At 37.0% G+C, this 24525-nt stretch carries 23 protein-coding genes; 3 read left to right on the top strand and 20 right to left on the bottom strand.

Annotation, left to right across the window (positions count from 1 at the left end; all coding sequences use genetic code 11):
- Positions 1–89 precede the first annotated feature (89 nt).
- Positions 90–227, top strand: a complete 138-nt coding sequence (gene prli42 / locus IEV74_RS02300) for a stressosome-associated protein Prli42 (RefSeq protein WP_188453715.1) — start codon at positions 90–92, stop codon at positions 225–227.
- Positions 228–257: 30 nt separating this feature from the next.
- On the opposite strand, the gene IEV74_RS02295 is transcribed toward prli42, so the two are convergent.
- From IEV74_RS02295 to IEV74_RS02250, 10 genes are all read right to left on the bottom strand, one after another.
- Entirely contained in the window at positions 258–1247 is a 990-nt protein-coding gene (locus IEV74_RS02295) for an aromatic acid exporter family protein (protein ID WP_188453714.1), read from the bottom strand.
- Between the two features lie 106 nt (positions 1248–1353).
- Entirely contained in the window at positions 1354–1785 is a 432-nt protein-coding gene (locus IEV74_RS02290) for a BrxA/BrxB family bacilliredoxin (protein WP_188453713.1), read from the bottom strand.
- Between the two features lie 175 nt (positions 1786–1960).
- Positions 1961–3226, bottom strand: a complete 1266-nt coding sequence (locus IEV74_RS02285; protein ID WP_188453712.1) for a dihydrolipoamide acetyltransferase family protein — start codon at positions 3224–3226, stop codon at positions 1961–1963.
- Positions 3227–3243: 17 nt separating this feature from the next.
- Positions 3244–4227, bottom strand: a complete 984-nt coding sequence (locus IEV74_RS02280; RefSeq protein ID WP_188453711.1) for an alpha-ketoacid dehydrogenase subunit beta — start codon at positions 4225–4227, stop codon at positions 3244–3246.
- A 15-nt stretch (positions 4228–4242) separates the two neighbouring features.
- Entirely contained in the window at positions 4243–5235 is a 993-nt protein-coding gene (locus IEV74_RS02275) for a thiamine pyrophosphate-dependent dehydrogenase E1 component subunit alpha (RefSeq protein WP_188453710.1), read from the bottom strand.
- A gap of 21 nt (positions 5236–5256) precedes the next feature.
- The gene (gene lpdA, locus IEV74_RS02270; RefSeq protein ID WP_188453709.1) at positions 5257–6684 is read right to left on the bottom strand and encodes a dihydrolipoyl dehydrogenase; all 1428 of its coding nucleotides are present in this window, start codon (positions 6682–6684) and stop codon (positions 5257–5259) included.
- Positions 6685–6702: 18 nt separating this feature from the next.
- Positions 6703–7791: a butyrate kinase gene (gene buk, locus IEV74_RS02265; RefSeq protein WP_188453708.1), complete on the bottom strand. Its 1089-nt coding sequence runs from the start codon at positions 7789–7791 to the stop codon at positions 6703–6705.
- A 29-nt stretch (positions 7792–7820) separates the two neighbouring features.
- Entirely contained in the window at positions 7821–8918 is a 1098-nt protein-coding gene (gene bcd / locus IEV74_RS02260) for a branched-chain amino acid dehydrogenase (RefSeq protein ID WP_188453961.1), read from the bottom strand.
- Positions 8919–8942: 24 nt separating this feature from the next.
- Positions 8943–9842, bottom strand: a complete 900-nt coding sequence (yqiS, locus tag IEV74_RS02255; RefSeq protein ID WP_188453707.1) for a phosphate butyryltransferase — start codon at positions 9840–9842, stop codon at positions 8943–8945.
- A gap of 108 nt (positions 9843–9950) precedes the next feature.
- The gene (locus IEV74_RS02250) at positions 9951–12023 is read right to left on the bottom strand and encodes a sigma 54-interacting transcriptional regulator (protein WP_188453706.1); all 2073 of its coding nucleotides are present in this window, start codon (positions 12021–12023) and stop codon (positions 9951–9953) included.
- 135 nt (positions 12024–12158) lie between these two features.
- Here IEV74_RS02250 and IEV74_RS02245 point away from each other — a divergent pair, with 135 nt between their 5' ends.
- On the top strand, positions 12159–12386 hold the full coding sequence (locus tag IEV74_RS02245; protein ID WP_188453705.1) for a DUF2627 family protein: 228 nt from the start codon (positions 12159–12161) through the stop codon (positions 12384–12386).
- 411 nt (positions 12387–12797) lie between these two features.
- Positions 12798–14144, top strand: coding sequence for an aspartate kinase (locus tag IEV74_RS02240; protein ID WP_188453704.1), 1347 nt, complete (start codon positions 12798–12800; stop codon positions 14142–14144).
- Positions 14145–14198: 54 nt separating this feature from the next.
- Here the strand turns inward: IEV74_RS02240 and spo0A are convergent, their stop codons facing one another.
- The 10 genes from spo0A to folD all read right to left on the bottom strand — a co-directional run bounded on the left by spo0A (position 14199) and on the right by folD (position 24513).
- Entirely contained in the window at positions 14199–14924 is a 726-nt protein-coding gene (spo0A, locus tag IEV74_RS02235; RefSeq protein WP_229683046.1) for a sporulation transcription factor Spo0A, read from the bottom strand.
- 345 nt (positions 14925–15269) lie between these two features.
- The gene (gene spoIVB / locus IEV74_RS02230; protein WP_188453702.1) at positions 15270–16550 is read right to left on the bottom strand and encodes a SpoIVB peptidase; all 1281 of its coding nucleotides are present in this window, start codon (positions 16548–16550) and stop codon (positions 15270–15272) included.
- A gap of 277 nt (positions 16551–16827) precedes the next feature.
- Positions 16828–18528 carry a DNA repair protein RecN gene (gene recN, locus IEV74_RS02225; RefSeq protein WP_188453701.1) on the bottom strand — a complete coding sequence of 567 codons (1701 nt, stop codon included), beginning with the start codon at positions 18526–18528 and terminating at the stop codon, positions 16828–16830.
- Positions 18529–18577: 49 nt separating this feature from the next.
- On the bottom strand, positions 18578–19027 hold the full coding sequence (gene ahrC / locus IEV74_RS02220; protein ID WP_188453700.1) for a transcriptional regulator AhrC/ArgR: 450 nt from the start codon (positions 19025–19027) through the stop codon (positions 18578–18580).
- Between the two features lie 50 nt (positions 19028–19077).
- Positions 19078–19905: a TlyA family RNA methyltransferase gene (locus IEV74_RS02215; RefSeq protein WP_188453699.1), complete on the bottom strand. Its 828-nt coding sequence runs from the start codon at positions 19903–19905 to the stop codon at positions 19078–19080.
- A 24-nt stretch (positions 19906–19929) separates the two neighbouring features.
- Positions 19930–20517 carry a hypothetical protein gene (locus tag IEV74_RS02210; RefSeq protein ID WP_188453698.1) on the bottom strand — a complete coding sequence of 196 codons (588 nt, stop codon included), beginning with the start codon at positions 20515–20517 and terminating at the stop codon, positions 19930–19932.
- A 688-nt stretch (positions 20518–21205) separates the two neighbouring features.
- Positions 21206–22090 carry a polyprenyl synthetase family protein gene (locus IEV74_RS02205; protein WP_229683045.1) on the bottom strand — a complete coding sequence of 295 codons (885 nt, stop codon included), beginning with the start codon at positions 22088–22090 and terminating at the stop codon, positions 21206–21208.
- Between the two features lie 2 nt (positions 22091–22092).
- Complete coding sequence (locus IEV74_RS02200) at positions 22093–22320, bottom strand: exodeoxyribonuclease VII small subunit (RefSeq protein WP_188453697.1); 228 nt, start codon at positions 22318–22320, stop codon at positions 22093–22095.
- Positions 22310–23662, bottom strand: coding sequence for an exodeoxyribonuclease VII large subunit (gene xseA / locus IEV74_RS02195; RefSeq protein ID WP_188453696.1), 1353 nt, complete (start codon positions 23660–23662; stop codon positions 22310–22312). Before xseA ends, IEV74_RS02200 begins: the two co-directional genes overlap by 11 nt.
- The gene (gene folD / locus IEV74_RS02190; RefSeq protein ID WP_188453695.1) at positions 23659–24513 is read right to left on the bottom strand and encodes a bifunctional methylenetetrahydrofolate dehydrogenase/methenyltetrahydrofolate cyclohydrolase FolD; all 855 of its coding nucleotides are present in this window, start codon (positions 24511–24513) and stop codon (positions 23659–23661) included. Before folD ends, xseA begins: the two co-directional genes overlap by 4 nt.
- Between the last annotated feature and the right edge of the window lie 12 nt (positions 24514–24525).

The following is a 24525-nucleotide window of genomic DNA, read 5'->3' as shown; positions in this document are numbered from 1 at the left end:
TATTTTTAATTATTTTTTTATACTTGTCCATTGTTTATTTTAACGATAAAATACAAGTAGTATGGGGGAATTAGAAGGAGGACTAAATTGTGGCTGCAAAACAAATTAAAAAACAGGCGCCAAGAAGGCGATCAAAACGGGAAAGAAGACTTAAGATTGTTATCTATATTATGATTCTTGCAATGGTTTTGTCATCGCTTACAACAGGCTTGGTAATGTTTCTATAGGTTTATGAATAAAAGGAAGACTGGATTAACTTATTGCTTTATTCCAGTCTTTTTATTTTTTCTTTTAGAAGAGACATCGCTAGCCTTAAATTTCTTTTTCAATCTCAAATAATCCTCAATTTCATGAAGCAGTCTAAATAGATTTGCTCTTGTTTCAAATTCCTCATTTGTTGCCGGTAATGGTTCTTGTTTAAACGTCTTATATAACTCATCCAATTTCTCCAAGAATAGTACCGCTGTATTGCCTGGATGTACTGCATCTGATAGTCCCTCAAAAAAACTTGCAATCTTATCAGATAGTGAATCGGTATTTGGCAATCTGCTGACAAGAGGCAGCATTCTCTGCAGCAATTCAAATTGTTTCGCCCGCATTTGAAAATAGTCATGATAGGGATGTTTGTTACGTAACATATGATTCTCCCGATCACGATCAACCAAATCATTTGCCTCGCGTAAAAGTTCCTCCGTCTCTGTCAATTCCTTGCCGTCCCATAGCTTATTTTTGTCCCTTATGTATAATGCAATTTCCTTTAAAATAATTTGGAAATTCTGTTCCAGTTTCATTTGCTGTTTCTTTAACTTATTATCTAAACTTGGCATGTATAAATTTAATAATAGGCCTGTACCAACACCGACTAATATCAATAAAAACTCTTCAATTATAAACCTGAACGAAATGTGTCCGGCACCATACAATTGTAAGATAATTACGGAACTAGTCGCTATACCAGGTGTGATTTTCAATACAACAGTTGCAGGTATAAAAAAAGCAAGCATTAACCCGACAACAATCGGATTATAACCAATTGTTTCAAAGAACGCGAAAGAAAAAATAATTGCCAGTGTACAGGCTAAAAAACGATGCCAAGCACTTAATACGGACCTTTTTCTAGATGGCTGGATGCATAAGATTGTTAAAATACCTGCAGAAACAAAGTTCGTAACACCTACTAATTGAGCAAGCACAATAGCAATGGGAGTACCTATTGCAGTTTTAACAGTTCTAGAGCCAATTTTCACAATATAATTTCCCCCTACAAGAGTCATGCACATTACTTATATGAAAATGAGGCTGACCCGATAATCCACCTGAGACAGCCTCATATTCATTAGAAATATCTATTATTTATATTTCCTCACAATGTTCATCAAACACATGCTGCAGCTTTCCTATTACATCAACTGCACTAGAACCTTCGATATCATGCCTTTCTAACATCGTAACAATTTTTCCATCCTTTAAAAATGCAAAAGATGGTGATGACGGCGGGAATCCTTCAAAATATCCACGTGCCTTTTCCGTTGCTTCACGATCTTGCCCTGCAAAAACAGTAACAAGATGGTCTGGACGTTTATCATAGTGTATAGCATTTGCTGCTGCAGGACGTGCCACACCTCCAGCACAGCCGCATACAGAGTTTACCATTACAAGTGTTGTACCTTTACGGTTAAGTGCATCATCGACTTGTTCAGGTGAAGTAAGCTCCTCATAGCCAGCTTCCCTAATATCTTTTCTGGCTGCATCTACAACGTCATTCATGAACAGATTAAAATCCATTTAAAATCCATCCCCTTATATTAATTAAGTATAGTTAAAACCTATCACAAGCTTATCAATTATAAGCGCGGATTTCAATTTATTTAGATTTTACCTGAAATAATATATAGGAACATTTACCAAAAAGTTTTGCTTTTACATTATAGACGTAAACTGTGAAGCAACAAAATTTACCTTAATAGACGTTTGTATTGTCTTTATTTATACCTTCCAAAATTTCTTTTACCCTTGCCAAAAATTGACCACAGACAAGCCCGTCTAATATCCGGTGATCCAATGATAAAGATAAATTCACCATATCCCTTGCAGCAAACATATCATTTACAATCATTGGACGCTTAACAATAGATTCAATTTGCAGAATAGCAGCCTGCGGGTAATTAATTACACCCATTGAATGAATTGACCCAAAAGAACCAGTATTATTAACAGTGAATGTACCACCTTGCATATCCTCGGAGGTCAATTTACCTGATCGAGCTTTTGTTGCAAGTTCATAAATGTCTTTAGCAATTCCTTTGATGCTTTTCTCATCCGCATGTTTAATAACAGGCACGAAAAGCTCTTGATCCTTAGCAACTGCGATAGATAAATTTATATCTTTCTTTTGAATAATTTTATCTCCTGCCCATGCACTGTTTAGCTGTGGATATTCTTTCAATGCTTGTGCAACAGCCTTTACAAAAAAAGCAAAGAATGTAAGACTAAATCCTTCTTTTTGTTTAAAGTCATTTTTAACTTGATTTCTATAATTCACCAGTTCTGTTACATCAACTTCAACAGTCATCCATGCATGTGGAATCTCTTGTTTGGAACGTACCATGTTTTGTGCAATTATTTTCCGAACTCCGGTAACTGGAATTTCAATGTCACCTGATTGAGCTGTTTGCTGCGGTATTTGTGCTGTTGATTTTTTACTTTGGTCTCGGTGTATTTCATCCTCTCTCAGTGGCTGTTCAACATTTGGTTTCGGCATTTCACCAGAAGCGATAATTTTTTCTATATCTTTTCTAGTAATACGTCCACCTTTTCCTGTACCATTTACTTGTTCTAAATCAATATCATTTTCTTGCGCCATTCGCAATACAGCTGGCGAATAGCGCTTTTTCATTGATTGATCGGCATTGGGGTTACCTTCCGTTTTTTCTTCAATTTTTTCTTTTTTATCTGAAGCAGGATCTTTTTCATTACTAGTTCCCCCCTCCGAATCGATATAACACATTAATTCTCCAACTTCAATCGTGTCACCCTCTTGAGCAATAAGCTCTTTTATTACCCCTGTAAAAGAAGATGGAACTTCGGCATTTACTTTATCTGTCATGACCTCTGCAATTGGATCATACTTATTGACTTTGTCACCGACACCAACAAGCCATGAACTAATTGTACCCTCAGTTACACTTTCACCTAATTGAGGCATGTTAATTTTTTCAGTAGCCATCGCGGGTCCTCCTTTATCTAAAATTCAGCTAATTCACGCATTGCTTTTTCTACTTTATCTGGATTAACCATGAAATATTTTTCCATTGTTGGTGCATACGGCATAGATGGGATGTTAGGACCAGCTAGCCGTTGTATCGGTGCATCTAAATCAAATAAGCAATTCTCTGCGATGATTGCTGCTACTTCTCCAATGATGCTGCCTTCTTTATTATCCTCTGTTATCAAAAGAACCTTTCCAGTTTTCTTAGCCGCCTCTATAATTGATTCCTCATCCAATGGATATATTGTTCGTAAGTCCAGAATATGTGCATCGATGCCTTCCTCTGCTAATTTCTCTGCTGCCTGAAGGGCAAAATGTACACATAGCCCGTAAGTAATAATAGTAATATCAGAACCTTCACGTTTCACATCAGCTTTTCCGATTGGCAAAACATAATCATCTTCCGGAACATCCCCTTTTAACAAACGATATGCACGTTTGTGCTCGAAGAAAAGTACTGGATCGTTGTCACGAATAGACGCTTTTAATAAACCTTTTACATCATACGGTGTAGAAGGCATTACAATTTTCAGCCCAGGTTGATTGGCAAATACTGCTTCAACAGACTGTGAATGATAAAGCGCTCCGTGTACACCCCCGCCATATGGCGCACGAATCGTAATCGGGCAATTCCAGTCATTGTTAGAACGATAACGAATTCTTGATGCCTCTGATATAATTTGGTTGACTGCTGGCATAATAAAATCGGCAAACTGCATTTCCGCAACAGGTCGCATTCCATACATCGCAGCACCAATTCCAACACCAGCGATCGCGGATTCAGCTAGCGGTGTGTCAAGTACACGGTATTCGCCAAATTCATCGTATAATCCATCAGTAGCACGGAACACTCCGCCTTTTTTCCCTACATCTTCCCCTAAAACAAATACCTTTTCATCACGTTGCATTTCTTCTTTTAATGCTGTTGTAACTGCTTGAATATATGACATTACTGGCATAGTAAATTCCCCTCCTTACGCTTCGTAAACAAATTTTAATGCGTCTTCCGGATCTGCATATGGAGCATTTTCCGCATAATCTGTTGCTTCGTTTACAAGGTTGCCGATTTCTCCATTTATTTCTTTTTCTACTTCATCTGTTAAGATCCCAACTTCTTTTAGATAAGAGGCAAACGTTATAATGGAGTCTTTCTTCTTTGCTTCCTCAACCTCTTCACTTTCACGATATTGACGGTCATCATCATCACTTGAATGTGCCGTTAATCGGTACGAAACAGCTTCAATTAATGTGGGTCCATCCCCTTTTACGGCACGATCACGCGCTTCTTTTACTGCCTCATAAACGGCAAGCGGATCATTCCCATCTACTGTAACCCCCGGCATGCCATAACCTTGTGCACGGTCAGATACTTTTTCACACGCTAATTGTCGCTCGATAGGAACAGAGATGGCATATTTATTATTTTCTACCATTGTAATCACTGGTAATTTATGGACACCGGCAAAGTTTAACCCCTCGTGGAAGTCACCTTGATTTGATGATCCTTCCCCTAGTGTAACGAATGAAACAATATCTTTTTTCTCCATTTTAGCTGCTAAGGCAACACCAACAGCATGCGGAACTTGGGTAGTTACAGGGGATGAACCGGTTAAGATTCTATTTTTCTTTTGGCCGAAATGCCCAGGCATTTGCCGTCCACCTGAATTTGGATCTTCATTTTTAGCAAATCCAGATAACATTAAGTCTTTTGCAGTCATTCCGAATGCAAGCACAACACCCATATCACGATAATATGGAGCCACATAATCCTGTTCGCGATCTAATGCAAACGATGCTCCAACCTGTGCTGCTTCCTGTCCCTGACAAGAAATAACAAATGGTATTTTTCCAGCACGATTTAACAGCCACATTCTTTCATCGATTTTTCTAGCTAAAAGCATTGTCTTAAACATGTCTAATACTTGTTCATCTGTTAAACCTAATCCTTCATGACGATTTTTAGACATAATTAAAGTCCCTCCTTTTGATTAACCGTGAATTTGTTTGCCATCCACTGCAAGTGCAGCTTCTCCAATAACTTCAGACAGGGTTGGATGCGGGTGGATGCTTTCTGAAATTTCCCAAGGAGTTGCATCCAAAACTTTTGCAAGGCCGGCTTCAGAAATCATGTCAGTTACATGCGGTCCAATCATATGGACACCTAATAGGTCATTGTTATCTTTATCTGCAATAATTTTAACAAAACCATCAGATTCCCCATGTACAAGTGCCTTGCCAACCGCTTTGAAAGGAAATTTACCAACTTTAATGTCTAAGCCTTTATCTTTTGCCTGTTTTTCTGTCAATCCAACACTCGCAATTTCAGGATTTGAGTAAATACATGTTGGAATGTTCTCGTATATAATTGGTTCCGGTTCCGGGATATTATTTGCCATGTGTTCAACAGCGATAATTCCTTCATGAGAAGCAACATGTGCAAGCTGCATTCCACCAATTACATCACCAATTGCATAGATATGTGATTCTTTTGTTTGATAAAATTGATTTGTTTGAATGACACCTTTATCAACTATGATATCAGTGTTCTCAAGACCAATGTTCTTTGTATTTGCCTCTCTGCCGACTGAAACAAGCATTTTCTCCGCTTGAAAACTTTTATTTTCTCCATTAATTTCCGCTTCTACATTAATCCCATTGTCAAGAGATAACGTATCAGGCAACACCATTGCATTCTTTACAATTTTAATTCCTTTTTTCTTTAAAAGCTTTTCCATTTCTTTTACAATTGCTTCGTCCTCAGTTGGCAGGATTTGGTTTAAATATTCAACAACAGTAACATCTACACCAAAATCGGCAAGCATAGATGCCCATTCAATTCCAATAACTCCACCACCGACAATAATGATCGAAGCTGGTAATTTATCCATTTGCAAGGCTTCATCTGAGGTCATTACATATTCTCCATCAATTTCTAATCCCGGCAGCGACTTTGGTTTTGACCCTGTGGCAATCAATACATTCTTAGGGACAATCATCGTATTTTCATCACCATTTTCATACTCAATAGAAACAGTTCCAGGCATTGGTGAAAAAATACTTGGCCCTAAAATTCTGCCAAAACCTTCGTAAACGTCAATTTTCCCTTTTTTCATTAATCCTTGGACACCTTGATGCAATGTATTGACAATACTGCTTTTTCTATCTTGTACTTTTGTAAAATTTAATTTCGTATCTTTTGTTTCTACTCCGTATTGTTCAGCTTCCACTGTTTGTCTATAGACCTCGGCACTGCGAAGTAATGCCTTTGAAGGAATACAACCACGGTGCAAGCATGTTCCACCAAGTTTTCCTTTTTCTACTACAGCAACCTCTAACCCAAGCTGTGAAGCCCGTATAGCTGCTACATAACCACCCGTTCCCCCTCCGAGAACGACAAGATCATACTCTTTTGCCATACATTAATTCTCCTTTTTCTAATCATTCTTTAGATAGGTCTTAGCTTGTTCTACATGACGTAAAACCCGTAACGTACCTTCATTCAATGCCTGCAGTTCGTCTTCACCTGGATAGACAATTATATCAGCGATCCAATTTACACGCTCCGATATCATTTCTATAAATGTTTTACCATATGCTAGACCACCCGTTAAAACAATCGCATCAACTCTCCCTGACAGGGTAACACTCATTGCTCCTATTTCTTTAGCTATTTGATATGCCATAGCATCGTATATTTTTATTGCAGAACTATCGCCGTTTTTAATCCGTTCTTCTACCTCCACAGCGTCATTTGTATGCAGATACGCCATTAGCCCTCCACTGCCAACAAGCTTTTTCATTATTTCATCTCGATAATACTGTCCGGAAAAGCATAATGAAACTAAATCTCCCGCTGGTACAGTACCTGCTCGTTCTGGCGAAAACGGTCCCTCACCATGTAAGCCGTTATTAACATCAATAACCTTTCCATACCGATGGGCTCCGACAGTAATACCTCCACCCATGTGCGTAACAATTAGATTTACACTTTCATATGCTTCTCCTAAATCAAAGGCAGCCTTTCTTGCAACCGCCTTTTGATTTAGTGCATGAAAAATACTCTTTCGCGGTATTTCAGGGACACCAGAGAAACGGGCGATATCATCTAATTCATCAACAACAACTGGGTCAACAATATACGATGGTATGTTTAAGCCACTCGCTATTTCATGTGCAATAATCCCCCCAAGATTTGAGGCATGTTCCCCATTATATCCCATTTTTAAATCTTGGAGCATTAGTTCATTAACTTCATAGGTTCCGCCTTCAATGGGCCGCAATAGCCCTCCACGACCGCAGACAGCATTTAGTTTGGATATGTTTATACCCTCATAATCCAAATGTTCCAGAATAACTCTTTTCCTGAAATCATATTGATCAATAATCCGTTTAAACTGTTTCATATCATCAGCATTATGCCGGATGGTTTTTTCAAAAATGCAATTCTCGTTATCAAATACACCAATTTTCGTAGATGTTGATCCTGGATTTAACACCAGTATTCGAAATAGTTGTTGTTGCAAACCTTTGCCCTCCGTTGCTTATTAAAGCTTTACTTTCTGCGGCTAAGCGTATGATGCCCATTGAGCAGGAATTGACTTCTTGAGTTACGGATAGATTCAATCCGTTCTTCGGCCATGCGATCCGCCGCAACATATGTTGGAACATTATCACGTTTCGAGATTTCAAAGACTTTTAGCAAACTATCATAAATCGTTTCAACTTTTCTCATTGCTCTATCTTTATTGTATCCATTAAGTTCATCGGCAACATTAATGACACCTCCAGAATTGATTACATAATCCGGTGCATAGACAATACCCATTTCATGAATGGTATCACCATGTTTAGCTGACTTTAATTGGTTGTTTGCCGAACCAGCAATAACTTTTGCTTTTAATTGTGGAATTGTTTCATCATTGACCGTAGCACCTAAGGCACAAGGTGCATAAATATCACAGTCGACATTATAAATATCATCAGGGTCAACTGCTTTTGCTCCAAAAGCTTCAACTGCACGATTCACTGCCTCTTTGTTAATATCAGTAACGATTAAGTTTGCCCCTTCTTTATGCAGGTATTCACACATGGTATAGGCAACGTTTCCAACACCTTGGACTGCAACAGTTTTGCCTTCCAGCGAATCAGTTCCAAAGGCTTCCTTGGCCGCGGCCTTCATACCTTTATAAACCCCATACGCTGTAACAGGAGAGGGATTCCCAGATGATCCGAACTCCGGAGAAATACCAGTAACAAAGTCTGTTTCCATATGAATCAAGTCCATATCCTGCACGGTCGTACCTACATCCTCTGCAGTAATATAGCGACCATTTAGCCCTTGAATATAGCGTCCAAACGCCCGAAACAATTCTGGACTTTTATCTTTTTTAGGATCGCCAATTATGACTGTTTTCCCCCCGCCAAGATTTAATCCTGCTGCAGCATTTTTATATGTCATTCCTTTGGCAAGTCTTAACGCGTCTTCAATCGCATCCGCTTCTGAATCATACGTCCACATTCTCGTCCCGCCTAAAGCTGGTCCTAATGTCGTATCATGAATAGCAATTATCGCTTTTAATCCAGAATTTTTATCCTGACAAAAAACCAATTGCTCATAGTCGTATTTTTCCATATAAGAAAAGATTTCCAAGTTATTATTCATTGATGTTTCCTCCTAAAATGTTTTTGATGATAATAAAGCTAATGATAATGAATATAATTTACTCTCGGCAGAATCTGCTCTTGAGGTCAAAATTATTGGTGCTTTGGCGCCGCTTATTACTGCAGCTACCTTTGCACCCGCAAAGTACATAAAGGATTTATATAATGCGTTTCCCACATCTATCGTTGGGACGACTAACATATCTGCATTTCCTGCAACTTCAGAGACAATTTTTTTATGCATAGCAGCTTCTATCGATATGGCATTATCGAATGCTAGTGGACCATCAATTATACAGCCTGTAATTTGTCCGCGCTTTTGCATTTGCGTTAAAGCAGCAGCATCAATTGTTGCTTGCATAGCCGGATTAACGACCTCAACGGATGCAAGTGCGGCAACTTTAGGATTATTGAGACCAATAGCATGCGCCACCTTTACGGAATTGTTCACAATTTCTACTTTTTCTTTTAATGTTGGCGCAATATTCATCGCAGCATCCGTTAAGAATAGAAGGCGATCCCGATTCGGAATTTCAAACAATGCTACATGTGACAATACATGACCTGTTCGTAACCCGAATTTTTCACTTAAAACTGCTTTTAATAAATCCTTCGTTGTAACGTTTCCTTTCATAAGTATATCTGCCTGTTTTTGAGAAACCGCCTTTACTGCTGCTTCTGCGGGATCTTTTACATCTTCCACCATTATTCCAGGTGATGATAAATCTAAGTCGATAGTATATGCAATAGATCTGATGTCTTGTTTATTACCAAATAAAATAAACGAACACATTTCTTCACTTTTTGCACGTTTTACCGCTTCTAGTACTTCCTTGTCTGCTGCATCCGCAATTGAAATTACCTGGTTTTTATTTCGTTTTGCCTTCTTTTGCAGCGATGCTAATGTTTTCATAATTCCCCCCTATACTTCCTCCGTTTATATTGTAGCAAATATCGTGCCAACATCGAATTTATGTAAGCGCTTTATCTAATCAAGTTCCAGCTATGCAATAATGTGCATTTATGAAAAATCTTGCATGCCGCTTTTTTCAATTTTGTATTTTTCCATTTTATAGTAAAGATTTCTAATTGAAACGTTTAGCTCTTTAGCGGTTTTAGTTTTATTATAGTTATTGCGCTTGTAAGCATTTGAAATATATTCTTTTTCATATTGTTCCATAGCTTTTTGAAGAGATGAATTATTATTATCCAGCGGTGTGGACTTGATACTGTGACTGCTGTTTGAATTCAGTGATGGAATATGCTGTTTTTTTATTACTTCTTCATTCATATCCATATAGATCATGGCCCGTCCAATGACATTTTCCAATTCACGTACATTTCCAGGCCAATGATAGTTCTTTAAATCAGCTAGTGCATCCCCTGAGATGGATGTTACATTTCGACCATAATCTTGATTTGTTTTATCTATGATACGATTAATTAACGTTGGCAGATCTGCCAACCTTTCTCTTAGTGATGGAATGAAAATAGGCAATCGATTTAAGCGATAATATAGATCTTCACGAAATGTTTTTTTCATTATAGCTTTTTCCATATTAATATTGGTAGCCGTTATAATACGAACATTAATCGTAACCGGATCTGTTCCTCCCACCCGAACGATTTCATGTTCCTGCAATACCCGCAGTAATTTTGCTTGCATGTGCAAAGAAAGCTCTCCAATTTCATCCAGAAATATACTTCCCATATTTGCTTCCTCAAAAAGCCCCTTTTTTCCACCTCTTTTAGCTCCTGAAAAAGCGCCTTCCTCATAACCAAACAATTCACTTTCTAAAATGCTTTCGGCTATTGCCGCACAATTTACCCGAATAAATTTATTATGCTTCCTGTCACTTTCGTTATGAATTGCGTGGGCAAAGAGCTCTTTACCAGTTCCGGATTCACCTCGCAGCAACACTGTTGCAGGTGTTTTCGCCCCGACTTTTGCTTGTTCTAAAGCCAGTCTCATTTCAGGTGAAGTTCCAATAATATCGTCAAATGTATACTTAGCTTCCAAGTTACGAATGATCTGTCTAGCTCTTTTCAGCTCGCTTGTTAAGGACTTTATTTCGGTAACATCATGCAGAACTCCGACACTGCCTTTGATTTTTCCATCCACAATAACAGGTGCAACATTTACTAAAACATCCTTTTTAGAAGCCCCAACTTTCATTCGGACTCCTCTGACAGGCCTTCTAGTTTGCAATACTTTCATGTGCATACTTTCGCCTTCAGATATGTCTGCATTAGCAGGTTGTCCAACAATGTCAGCCTCTTTTAGACCGGTTATTCTTGTATATGCAGGATTTATCATGATGCCAATCCCATTTTCATCGACGACAGTGATTGCTTCATCAGAGGATTGGATAATTGCCTCAAGCATTGTTTTAATTTCTTTTAAATCTGTATTTTCTTCAGCTAAGTTCATTACCTCTGTAATATCTTTAAAAACAGCAAAAGCACCAATTAAATGATCATTCGCATTTATAATCGGTATCCTCGTCGTAATTACTTTCTTGCCATTTTCCAATACCAGCTTTTGGTTCACTTCTTTTCTGCGGCTTCGCAATACGTGCGGCAATCTTGTATCCTCAATAATTTCTTTAATTGATTTCCCCTCAAAATCTTTTTTGGCAACTCCTACAATTCGCTCTGTACTCTTATTAACAAACTGAACTGTTTCTTCATTGTTAATAACAATCATTCCATCACGAATATTATTCAATATTAGCTCTTGATTGCTCATTTGAAGTTTTATACGATCAAGCAATTTTTCTTTTTCTTCAAATAGCTCAGCGATTATGTATGCAACTGTTCCTGGTATTACAACTGTTTTTCTATTTTTTGTTTCCAGCAATTCTTCTAGAACTTGCTCATTTCCAGTTGCTTCAATGATAATATCAAGATCTTGATTTATCCATTCCTTCCAATCATTGCTTACTGGAATTTTAAAACGATTAGCAGTCAGCACTCCCATTGCATTACTGTTTTTATCAATAACCGCGACTATTTCCATACGATCTGTTGCGGATAATATCTTTAACAGAGCACTGCCACCTTTACCCCCGCCCACAATAAGCACACGTTTCATACTATCCCACCTTGCAATTTTTTGCACAACTTAAGCATACGATAATATGCACTTTTTGGCAAATCCCGTTTAATTCCTATTTTTACTTCATTTTGGTATACTATAAAAAGCTTATACATAAAAAGGGGAAAATGTATGACTCGAATTATTGCTGCATTATTTTTAATTGTACCTGGAATTATTGCTGCATATGGTATCAAACTTATGCGTGACTCATTATTCAATGAATTATTCCCTATTTTTTTTCATTTAGGAATTCAATTTTTTATTGGTTTTTTACTATTTTCTGCGGGAATAGCATTTATAGGTGGCTTTATCGTTTATCGCGACCGGAAAAAACAACTTATTAAGAAGAAAAAATAATGATATTACGGAAGAGGCTGGGACATAACTAAATTGTTTAATCCAGAGCCGAACATTTCACCATACTACAGAAGGAAATACACGGAGACTCATGCGGGATGAAAAGCCTAGGTGAGACTACGTAGAGCGATAGCTCAGAGTAGGCTCAGGGCAGCCCGCGGAAAGCGCAGTGTATTTCCGCAGCGGTATGTATGCACCAACTATGTTCGGATTTTTTTTGGTTAAAACACTTTTGTCCCAGGCTCTTTTTATAGTAATTTTAAACATAGTTGTTCATAAGAAACGATGTAAATGACATTGCTTTGTTTTCTGTAACTGTCCGTAACGGCTTGCACTTTGTACTACACAAGGCAGAGCCAATGTGTTACTATGAAAAATAAAAATATAATAAGTAAGCGGGGCGATGGGGAAATGAAAGTAGCAAAATTCGGTGGAAGTTCTGTTGCAAACGCAACTCAAATAAAAAAAGTGGGAGCTATTGTAAAAGGTGATTCCACTAGAAAATTCATTGTAGTATCTGCTCCTGGCAAAAGACATAAAGATGATTTTAAAATTACTGATAAATTAATTGAATTAGCTATTCAACATAATCAAAATAAGCCGCACAAAAATTTAGTGGATACAATTTTGAACAGATTTTCTGAAATTATTGACGAACTGAATATTCAATCAAACATTGTTTATGAACTTGAACAATCAATTGAATCAATTTTAAACAGTAAAGAGCCCGATCTAATAAAAATGGATGCACTTAAATCACTTGGTGAAGATAATTCAGCAAAAATTATAAGTGAATATCTTTCTTCAATAGGGTTGCATGCTGCTTATTTAAATCCAAAAGATGCCGGAATATTAGTTAGTAACGAACCTGGTAAGGCGCAAATTTTCCGGGAAAGTTATGACAATCTAAAAACATTACGAAATGAAGAAGGTATTTTTGTTATACCTGGATTCTTTGCATATACAATGGATGGGGATTTAGTTACTTTTTCAAGAGGTGGATCTGATATAACGGGATCTATTGTAGCGGCAGGAGTTCAGGCGGATTTGTATGAAAACTTTACAGATGTTGACTCTGTCTATGCCGTGAATCCCACTATTGTAAATCAGCCGAAAGAAATTCTGACAGTTACATACAAGGAAATGCGCGAATTATCGTATGCGGGATTCTCTGTGTTTCATGATGAAGCATTAATTCCTGCATTCAAGGCCGGAATACCAGTGTGTATTAAAAATACAAATAATCCCAACGCACCCGGGACAATGATTGTAGCAGAAAAGAAGCCAAACGAAAAATGTGTTGTTGGAATTGCTAGTGACGTTGGATTCTGCAGTTTATATGTTAGTAAGTACTTAATGAACAGAGAAGTAGGGTTCGGCCGCAAATTACTGCACATTTTTGAGGATGAAGAAATATCATTCGAACATGCTCCTTCTGGTATTGATGATATGTCAGTGATTATTCGCCAAAATCAGCTTACCGCGGAAAAAGAAAGAAAAATTCTTAAACGCATTAATGATGAATTACATGCTGATATGGTTAAAATTCATCGAAATTTAGCAATGGTTATGGTTGTAGGTGAAGGAATGACCAGCACTATTGGTGTTGCACAAAAAGCAACTACAGCAATCGCCGAAGCAAATGTTAACATTGAAATGATTAACCAAGGGTCTTCTGAAGTTTCCATGATGTTTGGGATTCAGGAAATAGATATAAATCGTGCTGTTCAATCACTGTATACTACTTTTTTCGAATAACAGTACAAAGAAAAAATTACTGTATCCATAGTGAGGATACAGTAATTTTTTCTTTTAGCTTGCTTTATGCTCTAATCTTAAGCGATCGGCGACCATTGCAATGAACTCTGAATTTGTTGGCTTAGCTTTAGAAATGCTGACCGTATATCCAAATAATGCTGAAATAGAATCTATATTTCCACGACTCCAGGCAACCTCAATTGCGTGTCGTATTGCACGTTCGACCCTTGAAGCAGTTGTATTGTACTTCTTAGCAATATCTGGATATAGCACTTTCGTTATGGAGCCTAACAGTTCTATATCATTGTATACCATTGTAATTGCTTCACGTAAATACATATAACCTTTGATGTGAGCTGGAACACCTATTTCATGAATAATATTTGTAATACTAGCTTCTAAATCCTTCTTCCTTCTATCCTTTTTAACAATCTTCTTCGTATTTGAATGAGCAATATTAGTTCCTTGGACTTGTCTGATTTGATCAGCAAGGTTATCTAGATCAAATGGTTTTAAGATAAAATAAGATGCTCCCAAATCAACAGCCTTTTTCATAACCTCTTCCTGTCCAAACGCAGTAAGCATAATAACATTCGGATAACTGTTTCTTTCAGCATTTCGTACCTTGCTAAGCACAGCCAATCCGTCCACATGTGGCATTATGATGTCTAAAATTAATACATCAGGGTCCAGTTCGTCTAACATTTCTAAGCATTCTTTCCCATTAAATGCTGTCCCGATCACCTCAATATCCTCTTGTTCCGCAAAATAATCTTCCATCAACTGAATTAGTTCCCTATTATCATCGACCAAACAAACTGAGATTTTTTCCACTAAAAAGTTCCTCCTTTATGTAATTCGGTATCTCCACGTAATGTATTCGACATAAGTATCAAATATCCTTTTTTTATTTGAAAAACATTAACTTTTTTTGCGTTTTCTCTTATTTTCTTTATTTTACTTCCGATTACGATATTTTTTGATAAAATATGATGTATTACGACATGGTTAACTCAGAATTGTCGAAAAATATTAACTGAATTTATTATATCATAATTTTCCAAAAAGGAGTCAATTTTATAAGAAAGTCTGGTAATATGGGTTATATTACCAGACACTTAATTGCTAGCTTGCTTTCTTATTCGGTTCGTATATATTTATTCCTGCTTCTTGAAGCATCCATTCGATATGAACACCATAACCACTTGTTGGATCATTTACAAAGACATGTGTTACAGCTCCAATAATTTTACCATCTTGAATAATTGGACTGCCACTCATTCCTTGTACAATACCACCTGTTCTTTTCAATAGTTCAGGGTCGGTTACCTGGATAATCATACCCTTTGTTGCGGGATATTTTTGCGGGACACTGCTAACTATTTCTATATCAAACTCTTCCACTTTTTCCCCATCCAAAACAGTTAAAATTTTTGCCGGACCTTCTTTTACTTGATGTGACAAAGCAATTGGCATTGGTTTATCCATTATATTATTTTTAATTGGTTTATTTAATTCCCCAAAGATTCCAAATGGACTATTTTTAGTTATCGTCCCAATTTTATTTTCCCCAATTGAAAACTCAGCCTGTTTTTCTCCAGGGGTACCATTATTTCCTTTATCAATTGAGGTAACATTTGAACGCACAATTGTTCCATCATAAATTTGTATTGGTTTTTGTGTATCCATATCGGAAATAACATGACCGAGTGCTCCATATTTCTTCGAGTTCGGATCATAAAAGGTCATTGTTCCGATCCCAGCTGCTGAGTCTCTGATATATAACCCTATTCGATATTCATGTCCTTTTTTATCCATAACCGGCTGCAATGTAGTATTAAACGTCTCTTTTTCACGTTTAATGGTTACATTTAATGGCTTATTATTTTTACCGGCTTCTTCCACAATTGGTTTAACATCGGACATTTCTTTAATCGGTTCGCCATTAATTTTTAATATGACATCACCAACTTTGATATTTGCCTTTTCCCCCGGTGATAGTGAGCCATTTTCCCCTTTTACGAGATGATGACCAACAACTAGTACACCCAAAGTGTGAAGCTGAACACCAATGGATTGGCCGCCAGGAATCACTTTAATATCTTCTAATACCGATACATTCACTTTTTTTATTGGAAGGCCAGCCACTTCATATACTAATTGACTATCTCCAGGTTCTTTGGCGTAAAAAACAGAGGAATCAATTGCTTGGACATTGTCTTCAGTAGGATCAATAGTAACGTTTTCACCTAATGCAGGGACCTCTATCGGAGTCTGATTATCAAACGTCACTATTTCATTAGGAATGGAAAGGTAATTTTGTAATGGGTTAAAAAAAGGTAATGCTGATAAGGTAACAAGGAGCAAAATTCCTACTCCTAATCGAATTTTATTTTTGTGTTTCAATCAATTCACTCTCCTCGTTCCTAACCCATACCATATTTATTTCTGTACTTCTAATTTGACCGAACAGACACTTTTTTAAACTGGTTAAAGATAAGAAAACATGTGTAACATTTCCTTTAAAAAAATTCATGAATAATGAATAGGTGTAATAAAGCATAATAGTTGTATAGGATCATGCAAGCTATGTGGAGTCGTATGTATAGGTTTATTAAGAAGCATATAAAAAAGCCAGGTATTCTATCTTCTGGCTTTTTTATCAAGATTATCCTTATTTTTTTTAAAATTTATAAGCAGCAGCTAATTCAAGCAGTTCTTTAGCGTGTTCCTTCGCAGTTTCGGTTAGTTCAGTACCTGTTATCATCCTGCTTAACTCAACAACTTTTTGATTTAAAGTTAGCTCAGTTACCATTGTAGATGTCCGATTATCCTTTTCCACTTTTTCAATTAACTTATGTGTATCTGCCATTGCCGCTACTTGCGGTAAGTGGGTAATGCATAACACTTGTGATTCGTTGGAAATACGATATATTTTCTCAGCCATAGCTTGTGCAACCCTGCCGCTTACACCTGTATCAACCTCATCAAAAATAACACTCGTTGTACCTTGATGCCTGGCAAAGATTTTTTTTAGTGCGAGCATTATTCGAGATAACTCACCGCCTGAAGCAACTTTATTCAATTCCTTCAAAGGTTCACCAGGATTAGTGGATATTAAAAAGGTAACATGATCGATGCCGTTTTTATGCAACTGATCCACTGCATCATGGTCTGCTATTGCATCGAATAAAACAGAGAATTCTGCTTTTTCTAAGTAAAGCCCATTTAATTCTTCGTGAATGTTGTTAATTAAGGAATCTGCTGCTCTTTGTCTGCTATCATGCAGCTGCTTAGCTTCTAAGTAGGCATCTTTTGCCGTTTCATTTATTTGGTCAGTTAATTTCATTAAATGGGACTCTTTATTTGTTAATTGTTCTAATTCTTCCTCTATTTTACCCATATATTCAATAATATCATTCACCGTTTGCCCATACTTTTTCTTTAATCGGCTTATTTCGTTTAACCTTGCTTCAATTTCGTTTAATCGCTCTGGGTTATACTGTAATGTTTCCCTGTAATTGCGTAAATCATATGACAGTTCCTCAATAAGATAAAAGTGATTAGACAATTCAGTTGCTTTTTCACCAACAAAGCTGTCAAATTCCCTATTATCCTGTAGTGCTTGTTGCGCTATATTTAACCATTCAATCCCTTTTTGCTCACCATAAAGTGCATTGTATGCATCCGAAATACCTGTATAAATACGTTCATAATTGGCTAATTGACTGCGCTCTTCCTCTAAGATTTCATCTTCATTCGGCATTAAATTTGCCTGCTCAAGTTCTTTTAGCTGAAATTCAAGCAAATCTATTCGATGTGCAGTTTCCTGTTCGTTCTCACTTAAATCCTTATGCCGTTTTTTTAATTTCTGTAACTTTTGGAATAATTTTGTATATTCTTCTTTTGTTTTAGCAATTACCTGATGATCATACAAATCCAGTAAATCAATATGATTTTCTGGATCCATAAGTGACTGTGTTTCATGCTGGCTATGTATATCTATCAGCGTCTTTCCAAACTCACGCAATATCGCCAATGTCACTAACTTTCCATTCACCCGGCAAATACTTTTGCCATTTGCGGTAATCGTGCGATGCAAAACAACCATTCCGTCTTCTTGAATATCAATACCATAATACAGACCAATTCTAAATACTGCATGATTTGGTTCAACACTGAATAGTCCTTCTATTTCCGCCTTTTTCGCTTCATGCCGGACAAATTCAACCGATCCTCTTCCACCTGCCAACAATTGAACAGCATCAATAATAATTGATTTCCCTGCTCCAGTTTCACCTGTTAATACTGTCAGGTCATCGTTAAACGTTATGGATATTTTATCAATTATAGCAAAGTCCTGAATTGATAATTCTGTAAGCATGTTTCATTCACCCCGTATTTTTGCAAAAATATGCATCTGTTTTTGGAAGTTAAAGCATACTTAAAAAACGATCTTTAATAATTTCCGATTCTCCCTCGGTACGGCATATGATTAAACACGTATCGTCTCCACATATCGTACCCATTATTTCATCCCAATCCAAATTATCAATTAATACTCCAACTGCGTGGGCATTGCCTGGGAGTGTTTTTAAAACAATAAAATGACTTGCATGGTCAATTTTAACAAATGCATCCATGATTAATCGTTTCAGCTTTTCTAACGGATTAAAGCGTTGATCTGCGGGGAGACTATATTTATAAGTACCTGAAACAGAGGGAACCTTTACAAGGTGAAGTTCCTTGATGTCACGCGATACCGTAGCCTGTGTAACGTTGTAGCCTAAACTTTTTAAACGATCAACTAATTCATCCTGTGTTTCTATTTCATTTTCCGTAATCAATTCACGTATTTTTATATGGCGTTGGATCTTGCTCATCCTAATCCCCCATTTACTAATTTAATTACTGTGTATTGAAGTAGCCTTGCCTATTTTGCACGGTGTGCGGAAAAGTTTTCGTGTGCATTATCCACTATCTGATTTAATTCGACAATGTTCAATTCTTTTCCTGCTTTTTCATTATTCCAACCTAAATGAACTAGGAATTCAATATTTCCATCGCCACCCGTAATAGGCGAAAAAGTCAATCCATAAAATTGATATCCCTTGTCCAAAGCAAACGATATGATTTTTTCTGCAACATTTTTATGAACACTTTTCTCACGTACAATACCTTTTTTTCCAACTTCTTCTCTGCCAGCCTCGAATTGTGGTTTAATTAATGCAATAACATCACTATTTGACTCTAGTAATTGGCAAAGAACCGGCAATATTAATTTTAAGGAAATAAATGAAACATCAATCGTTGCCAAATTCGGTGTACCCTCATTTAGCATATCAGGTGTAACATAACGAAAATTTGTTTTTTCCATTACAACTACACGGTCGTCATTTCTTAATTTCCAGTCCAGTTGGTTGTATCCAACATCGATTGCATAGCAGCGTTTCGCCCCATTTTGTAAGGCACAATCTGTAAACCCGCCGGTCGATGACCCAATATCAACCATTATTCTATCGTTAACTGTAACTGAGAAATGCTTCAGTGCTTTTTCTAACTTTAATCCACCTCGACCAACATATGGGATTAGTTTACCTTTTACAGTTAATGGTATATCTTTATCTACCTTCATACCTGGCTTGTCCATACGATTTTGTTCCGAAAATACTAAACCAGCCATAATTACACGTTTTGCTTTTTCTCTTGTTTCAATTAAATTCCTTTCTACTAATAAAACATCCAATCTTATTTTACTCATCCATAAAAGTCCTTTTTATTTTATTTACCTTGAATTATTTCCTTTAGGAAGTATGCGTATTTTTAACTTATTTTCTATAAGTGAAATTACTTTTCCTGCAAAAAAAATAATATTCGTTGAGGCGTTAATTGCAAAATATTTACCTAACGCTTTTCCGCCAACAGTTAACGCCGCAACAAGGCTTGTTAATACGACGGATAATGTGATTTGTAAGGATGAACCTTCCCCATTACCTGTTAATGCAGCTATTTGTACCACGACCATGCCGGTTGCAGTACCACTTACAATACCAGATATATCTCCAATGACATCGTTGCAAAAGCTTGCAAATTTATCTGCGTTTCGTATTATAATTACAGCCTCTTTTGCACCATTAACCTTTTCAGCTGCCATTGCATGAAATGGCGCTTCATCTGCGGCCGTGGACGCTATACCCAGCATATCAAAAACAACACCAATTGAGACAATAATTAATACAATAAACATTCCTGTTACCCACACCACGTCACTTAATATAGACGATGATATAACTGAAAAAATAGCCGCTAGCACAAAAGTGATAACGGCAATGGTCAAACTAAATTTAATCGATCTTTTTATGTGTGATTTCATTCTCTACCTCAAATAAAATTTATTTGTTATGTAATAAGGAATGGTCATTCAAAAGGTAAAAACTGCGGCTTAGGTCCAGTAGGTTTTCCCAGATGGATACCCCATGTTGCCATGAAGGCGGTTCCCCTTTAAACCCATCTTAGCTCCGTCACCAAAAGCTAGACTGGATTACCACTTAGTCCACACTATAATCCCTTTCAAACGTCCTGGAAACAGTCTAGGAGATTTCCTCAACAGCCTTTAACCGCTCCCTAGCCTCTTTTGCAGTTCTGATTTCATGGAGATACAAATAACAAACCAGTGGCCACCTAGTTTTGAGATTTAAGAATCCAATCCTCTCAGCACCACTCAAGGCAGGCTACGCTGCCAATAAGGAGTCCCTTACCTTATTTAAGCAGGTTCATACCCCAGTTCATAATGATACCTAGGCTTAGCTATCACTACAAAGATGGGCCTCCGCGGTAATAGGGTCAACGCCCACATGCCTTTGTGGATCGCCCTAAAACCTTAACTCCCAGCACTGACCCAAGGCTGGGCGCCTCAAGCCACCACAAGGAACTTCATCGATGTGCCCTTTGGCGGATTTTTAGGCCCGCCTTCAGGAACGGAGGACTGACTAGAATACTGCACCATTCCTTTGTTAGTTCTATTATACCATATCAGCAGCTAAATTTCCACATGTTCATAATCAATGATCACGTTCACTAAAATAATCAGTTAGCATCATTAAATACGAATGGTCTGCATTAGCATTTTTTAATGCGTTTTTTGCCTTCTCAACATATATTTCTTTTTGCTTTAATGCACCATGTGTTCCCAGAAGTTTGGGATATGTACTTTTTTTGTTGCTCTCATCACTGCCCACAGGCTTTCCTAATCTATCCTGATCACCTGTCACATCCAATATATCATCCTGCACCTGGAAAATAAGGCCTAAATAATAAGCAAACTCGTTCAAATCCTTTACTTGCGATTGAGAAGCATTGCCAATTAGTGCCCCAGCTGATACTGCATACTTTAATAATTCACCTGTTTTAAGATCATGAATCTCTTCCAATTCTTTTATCGTAACAGACTTGTTTTCCGCTTCCATATCAAGAAATTGACCAGCAACCATGCCCTTCGGACCACTGGCATAGGACAATTTCTGGACTAATTGTACTTTTTGTTTGTCTGATAATAACGGATCGTTAGAAATAATCTCGAAACTATATGTTAACAATGCATCCCCGGCCAAAATGGCAGTTGCCTCATCAAACATAATATGATTCGTAGGTTTCCCCCTTCTGACATCATCGTCATCCATGGCGGGAAGATCATCATGTATTAAAGAATAGGTATGAATCATTTCAAGTGCTACAGCAGTTTTTATTGCTTTTTGGGGATCACCCTCATATGCTTCATTACTAGCTATCAGCAAAATGGGTCTGAGTCTCTTACCACCAGCCTCAATTGAATAAAGCATTGATTCTTTTAATCGATTAGGAATAGGTAAATAGTCAAGCTGATTTTTCAATTCATGATGAACAATTCGTTTATTGTTTTCAATATATGTATCAAGCGTTTCGTGCAACACTATTCATCCTCCTGTATTTCAAACGGGGCAAGCTCACCATGTTCATTCATTATTTGTGTCATTTTTTCCTGCACATTCATTAATTTATCATTACATACTTTCGAAAGTTTCATACCTTCTTGATAATAATTTATTGCTTTTTCCAATGGAACATCTCCTGTTTCTAATTTCTCTACAATTTTTTCCAACTCAATCATAGCCTCTTCAAAGGTAACTTCATTGGTCATTTTTATCCTCCTTCACCTCTAACACTCGGCAATCCAAATTTCCATCACTAAGCTTCAGTGAGATAATATCATCTTGTCCGACTTGTTCAGCAGATTTTATAATATCTTTCGTGTTTGTATATGGTATTGCAAACCCCCGCTTCATAATCTCCAAAGGATTTAATAAGAATAATTTGTCCAATAGCAACGATATTTGAGCAGTTTTTTGTTCTACATTTTTATTCATATAATAATTATTTTGTTTGATAAGTTGAATTAAATTTTTTCTGGCTTGTGACAGTTGTTTCTCTGGATGTTGATTCGCCAAGCGGGTTTTCATATTAATAAACATTTCTTTTTTTCGGTTTGCATGTATTTTCAGCAATTTATTTAACCGTTCAACCTGTTTGTCCAATTCCTGTTCTTTTTGTCTTGTTAGTTGTTTAGGATAACGAAATGCATATGACTGCTTTATTCGTTGCAATGCCTGTTTTGCACGCTCAAAATCAGAAATCATTACTTTTGTTAACGAACGATTTATGGTAGCTAATCTTCCTTTTAATTCAATTTGAGATGGAACTGCTAATTCTGCTGCTCCTGTTGGTGTTGGAGCACGTAAATCCGCCACAAAATCGCTGATTGTCGTATCTGTCTCATGACCAACAGCTGAAATAACAGGAATAGCTGAATGATATATGGCATGGGCAACTATTTCCTCGTTAAAACTCCATAATTCTTCAATTGAACCTCCGCCGCGACCTACAATTAAAACATCAAAATTGTCATAATCATTTGCAGTTTCTATCGCTTTTGCAATCGACAATGCGGCGTTTTGTCCTTGAACAAGGACTGGTATTATAGTTGTATAACAAATTGGATATCTGCGTTTTATCGTTGTAATAATATCTCGAACCGCTGCACCTGTAGGGGAGGTAATAACACCAATTCGCTTTGGGAATTTTGGTATTTCTTTTTTATTCTCTGGATTGAAATACCCCTGTTTATGCAGTTTTTCCTTCAACTGTTCAAAGGCTAAATATAATGCTCCTATTCCATCAGGGTCCATCTGTTGAATATAAAGCTGATACTGACCATGTGGTTCAAAAACACCAATTTCTCCTTTAATTAATACATTCATACCATTTTCTGGTTCAAATTTCAAAAAGCGATTATTCCCCGCGAACATTACTGCTTGTATTCTTGAGTTATCATCCTTGATCGTCATGTACATATGACCACGGCTATGGTGCTTAAAATTAGAAATTTCACCCTTAAGCAGTATTGTTTTTAGATGTGGATCTGTTTCAAATTTTCGCTTAATATATTTCGTGAGGGCAGTTACAGTCAAATAATTCCTATTCAATTTTCCGACAATCCCCTCGCTGCTTTTATTGTATTTTTTAATAACATTGTAATTGTCATTGGGCCAACTCCTTTAGGGACAGGAGTTATATAGGAAGCTATTTCTTTTGCATCTTCGAAATCAACATCACCAGTTAATTTACCATTATCTAATCGGTTCACCCCAACATCGATAACAACTGCATCCTGCTTTAAATAATCTTTGCCAATTATATTTGCTTTTCCAACTGCTACTATTAAAATGTCGGCCTTCGTTGTAATCTGTTTTAAATCTTTTGTTTTTGAATGGCAATATGTAACTGTCGCATTTTCATTTAGTAATAGCTGCCCGACTGGTTTCCCTACTATGTTGCTGCGACCAATAATTACAGCATGACTTCCTTCAATTGGAATATTATTTGATTTTAACATGGTTAAGATTCCAAAAGGTGTACAAGGCAAAAAAGTATCTTTCCCTGTCATCATTCTCCCAATATTTACTGGATGAAACCCATCAACATCTTTGGCTGGATCGATTGCTTCTATCACTTGCTGTTCACGTATATGCTTAGGTAAAGGAAGCTGAACCAATATCCCATGTACGGAATCATCGTTATTTAGTTTTGCTATTAATTGGAGCAGTTCTTCCTCTGTGGCAGTTGACGGCAACTCGATAATTTGTGATGAAATCCCCGTTTCCTCAGAAGCTTTTCTCTTTCCGTTAACATATGACTTTGATGCAGGGTCTTCCCCAACAAGTACAACAGTCAGATGAGGTATTACACCATTTTTATTAAGTTGTGAGACTTCTTCCTTCATACCAGCTCTTAGTTTATGTGCTAAATCTTTTCCGTTAATAACTTCAGCAGACATAGCTAACATCCC

The sequence above is a fragment of the Virgibacillus oceani genome, from assembly GCF_014638995.1.
In the GTDB taxonomy this organism is placed as follows: domain Bacteria; phylum Bacillota; class Bacilli; order Bacillales; family Amphibacillaceae; genus Virgibacillus_E; species Virgibacillus_E oceani.
This window is presented reverse-complemented; position numbering and strand designations above follow the sequence as displayed.

Coding starts and splice junctions, on each gene's coding strand:
- IEV74_RS02290 (WP_188453713.1), bottom strand. CDS start 1,785: ATGGATTTTAATCTGTTCATGAATGACGTTGTAGATGCAGCCAGAAAA.
- IEV74_RS02285 (WP_188453712.1), bottom strand. CDS start 3,226: ATGGCTACTGAAAAAATTAACATGCCTCAATTAGGTGAAAGTGTAACT.
- IEV74_RS02280 (WP_188453711.1), bottom strand. CDS start 4,227: ATGCCAGTAATGTCATATATTCAAGCAGTTACAACAGCATTAAAAGAA.
- IEV74_RS02275 (WP_188453710.1), bottom strand. CDS start 5,235: ATGTCTAAAAATCGTCATGAAGGATTAGGTTTAACAGATGAACAAGTA.
- lpdA (WP_188453709.1), bottom strand. CDS start 6,684: ATGGCAAAAGAGTATGATCTTGTCGTTCTCGGAGGGGGAACGGGTGGT.
- yqiS (WP_188453707.1), bottom strand. CDS start 9,842: ATGAAAACATTAGCATCGCTGCAAAAGAAGGCAAAACGAAATAAAAAC.
- IEV74_RS02250 (WP_188453706.1), bottom strand. CDS start 12,023: ATGAAACGTGTGCTTATTGTGGGCGGGGGTAAAGGTGGCAGTGCTCTG.
- IEV74_RS02245 (WP_188453705.1), top strand. CDS start 12,159: ATGACTCGAATTATTGCTGCATTATTTTTAATTGTACCTGGAATTATT.
- IEV74_RS02240 (WP_188453704.1), top strand. CDS start 12,798: ATGAAAGTAGCAAAATTCGGTGGAAGTTCTGTTGCAAACGCAACTCAA.
- spo0A (WP_229683046.1), bottom strand. CDS start 14,924: ATGGAAGATTATTTTGCGGAACAAGAGGATATTGAGGTGATCGGGACA.
- recN (WP_188453701.1), bottom strand. CDS start 18,528: ATGCTTACAGAATTATCAATTCAGGACTTTGCTATAATTGATAAAATA.
- ahrC (WP_188453700.1), bottom strand. CDS start 19,027: ATGAGCAAGATCCAACGCCATATAAAAATACGTGAATTGATTACGGAA.
- IEV74_RS02215 (WP_188453699.1), bottom strand. CDS start 19,905: ATGAGTAAAATAAGATTGGATGTTTTATTAGTAGAAAGGAATTTAATT.
- IEV74_RS02210 (WP_188453698.1), bottom strand. CDS start 20,517: ATGAAATCACACATAAAAAGATCGATTAAATTTAGTTTGACCATTGCC.
- IEV74_RS02200 (WP_188453697.1), bottom strand. CDS start 22,320: ATGACCAATGAAGTTACCTTTGAAGAGGCTATGATTGAGTTGGAAAAA.
- folD (WP_188453695.1), bottom strand. CDS start 24,513: ATGTCTGCTGAAGTTATTAACGGAAAAGATTTAGCACATAAACTAAGA.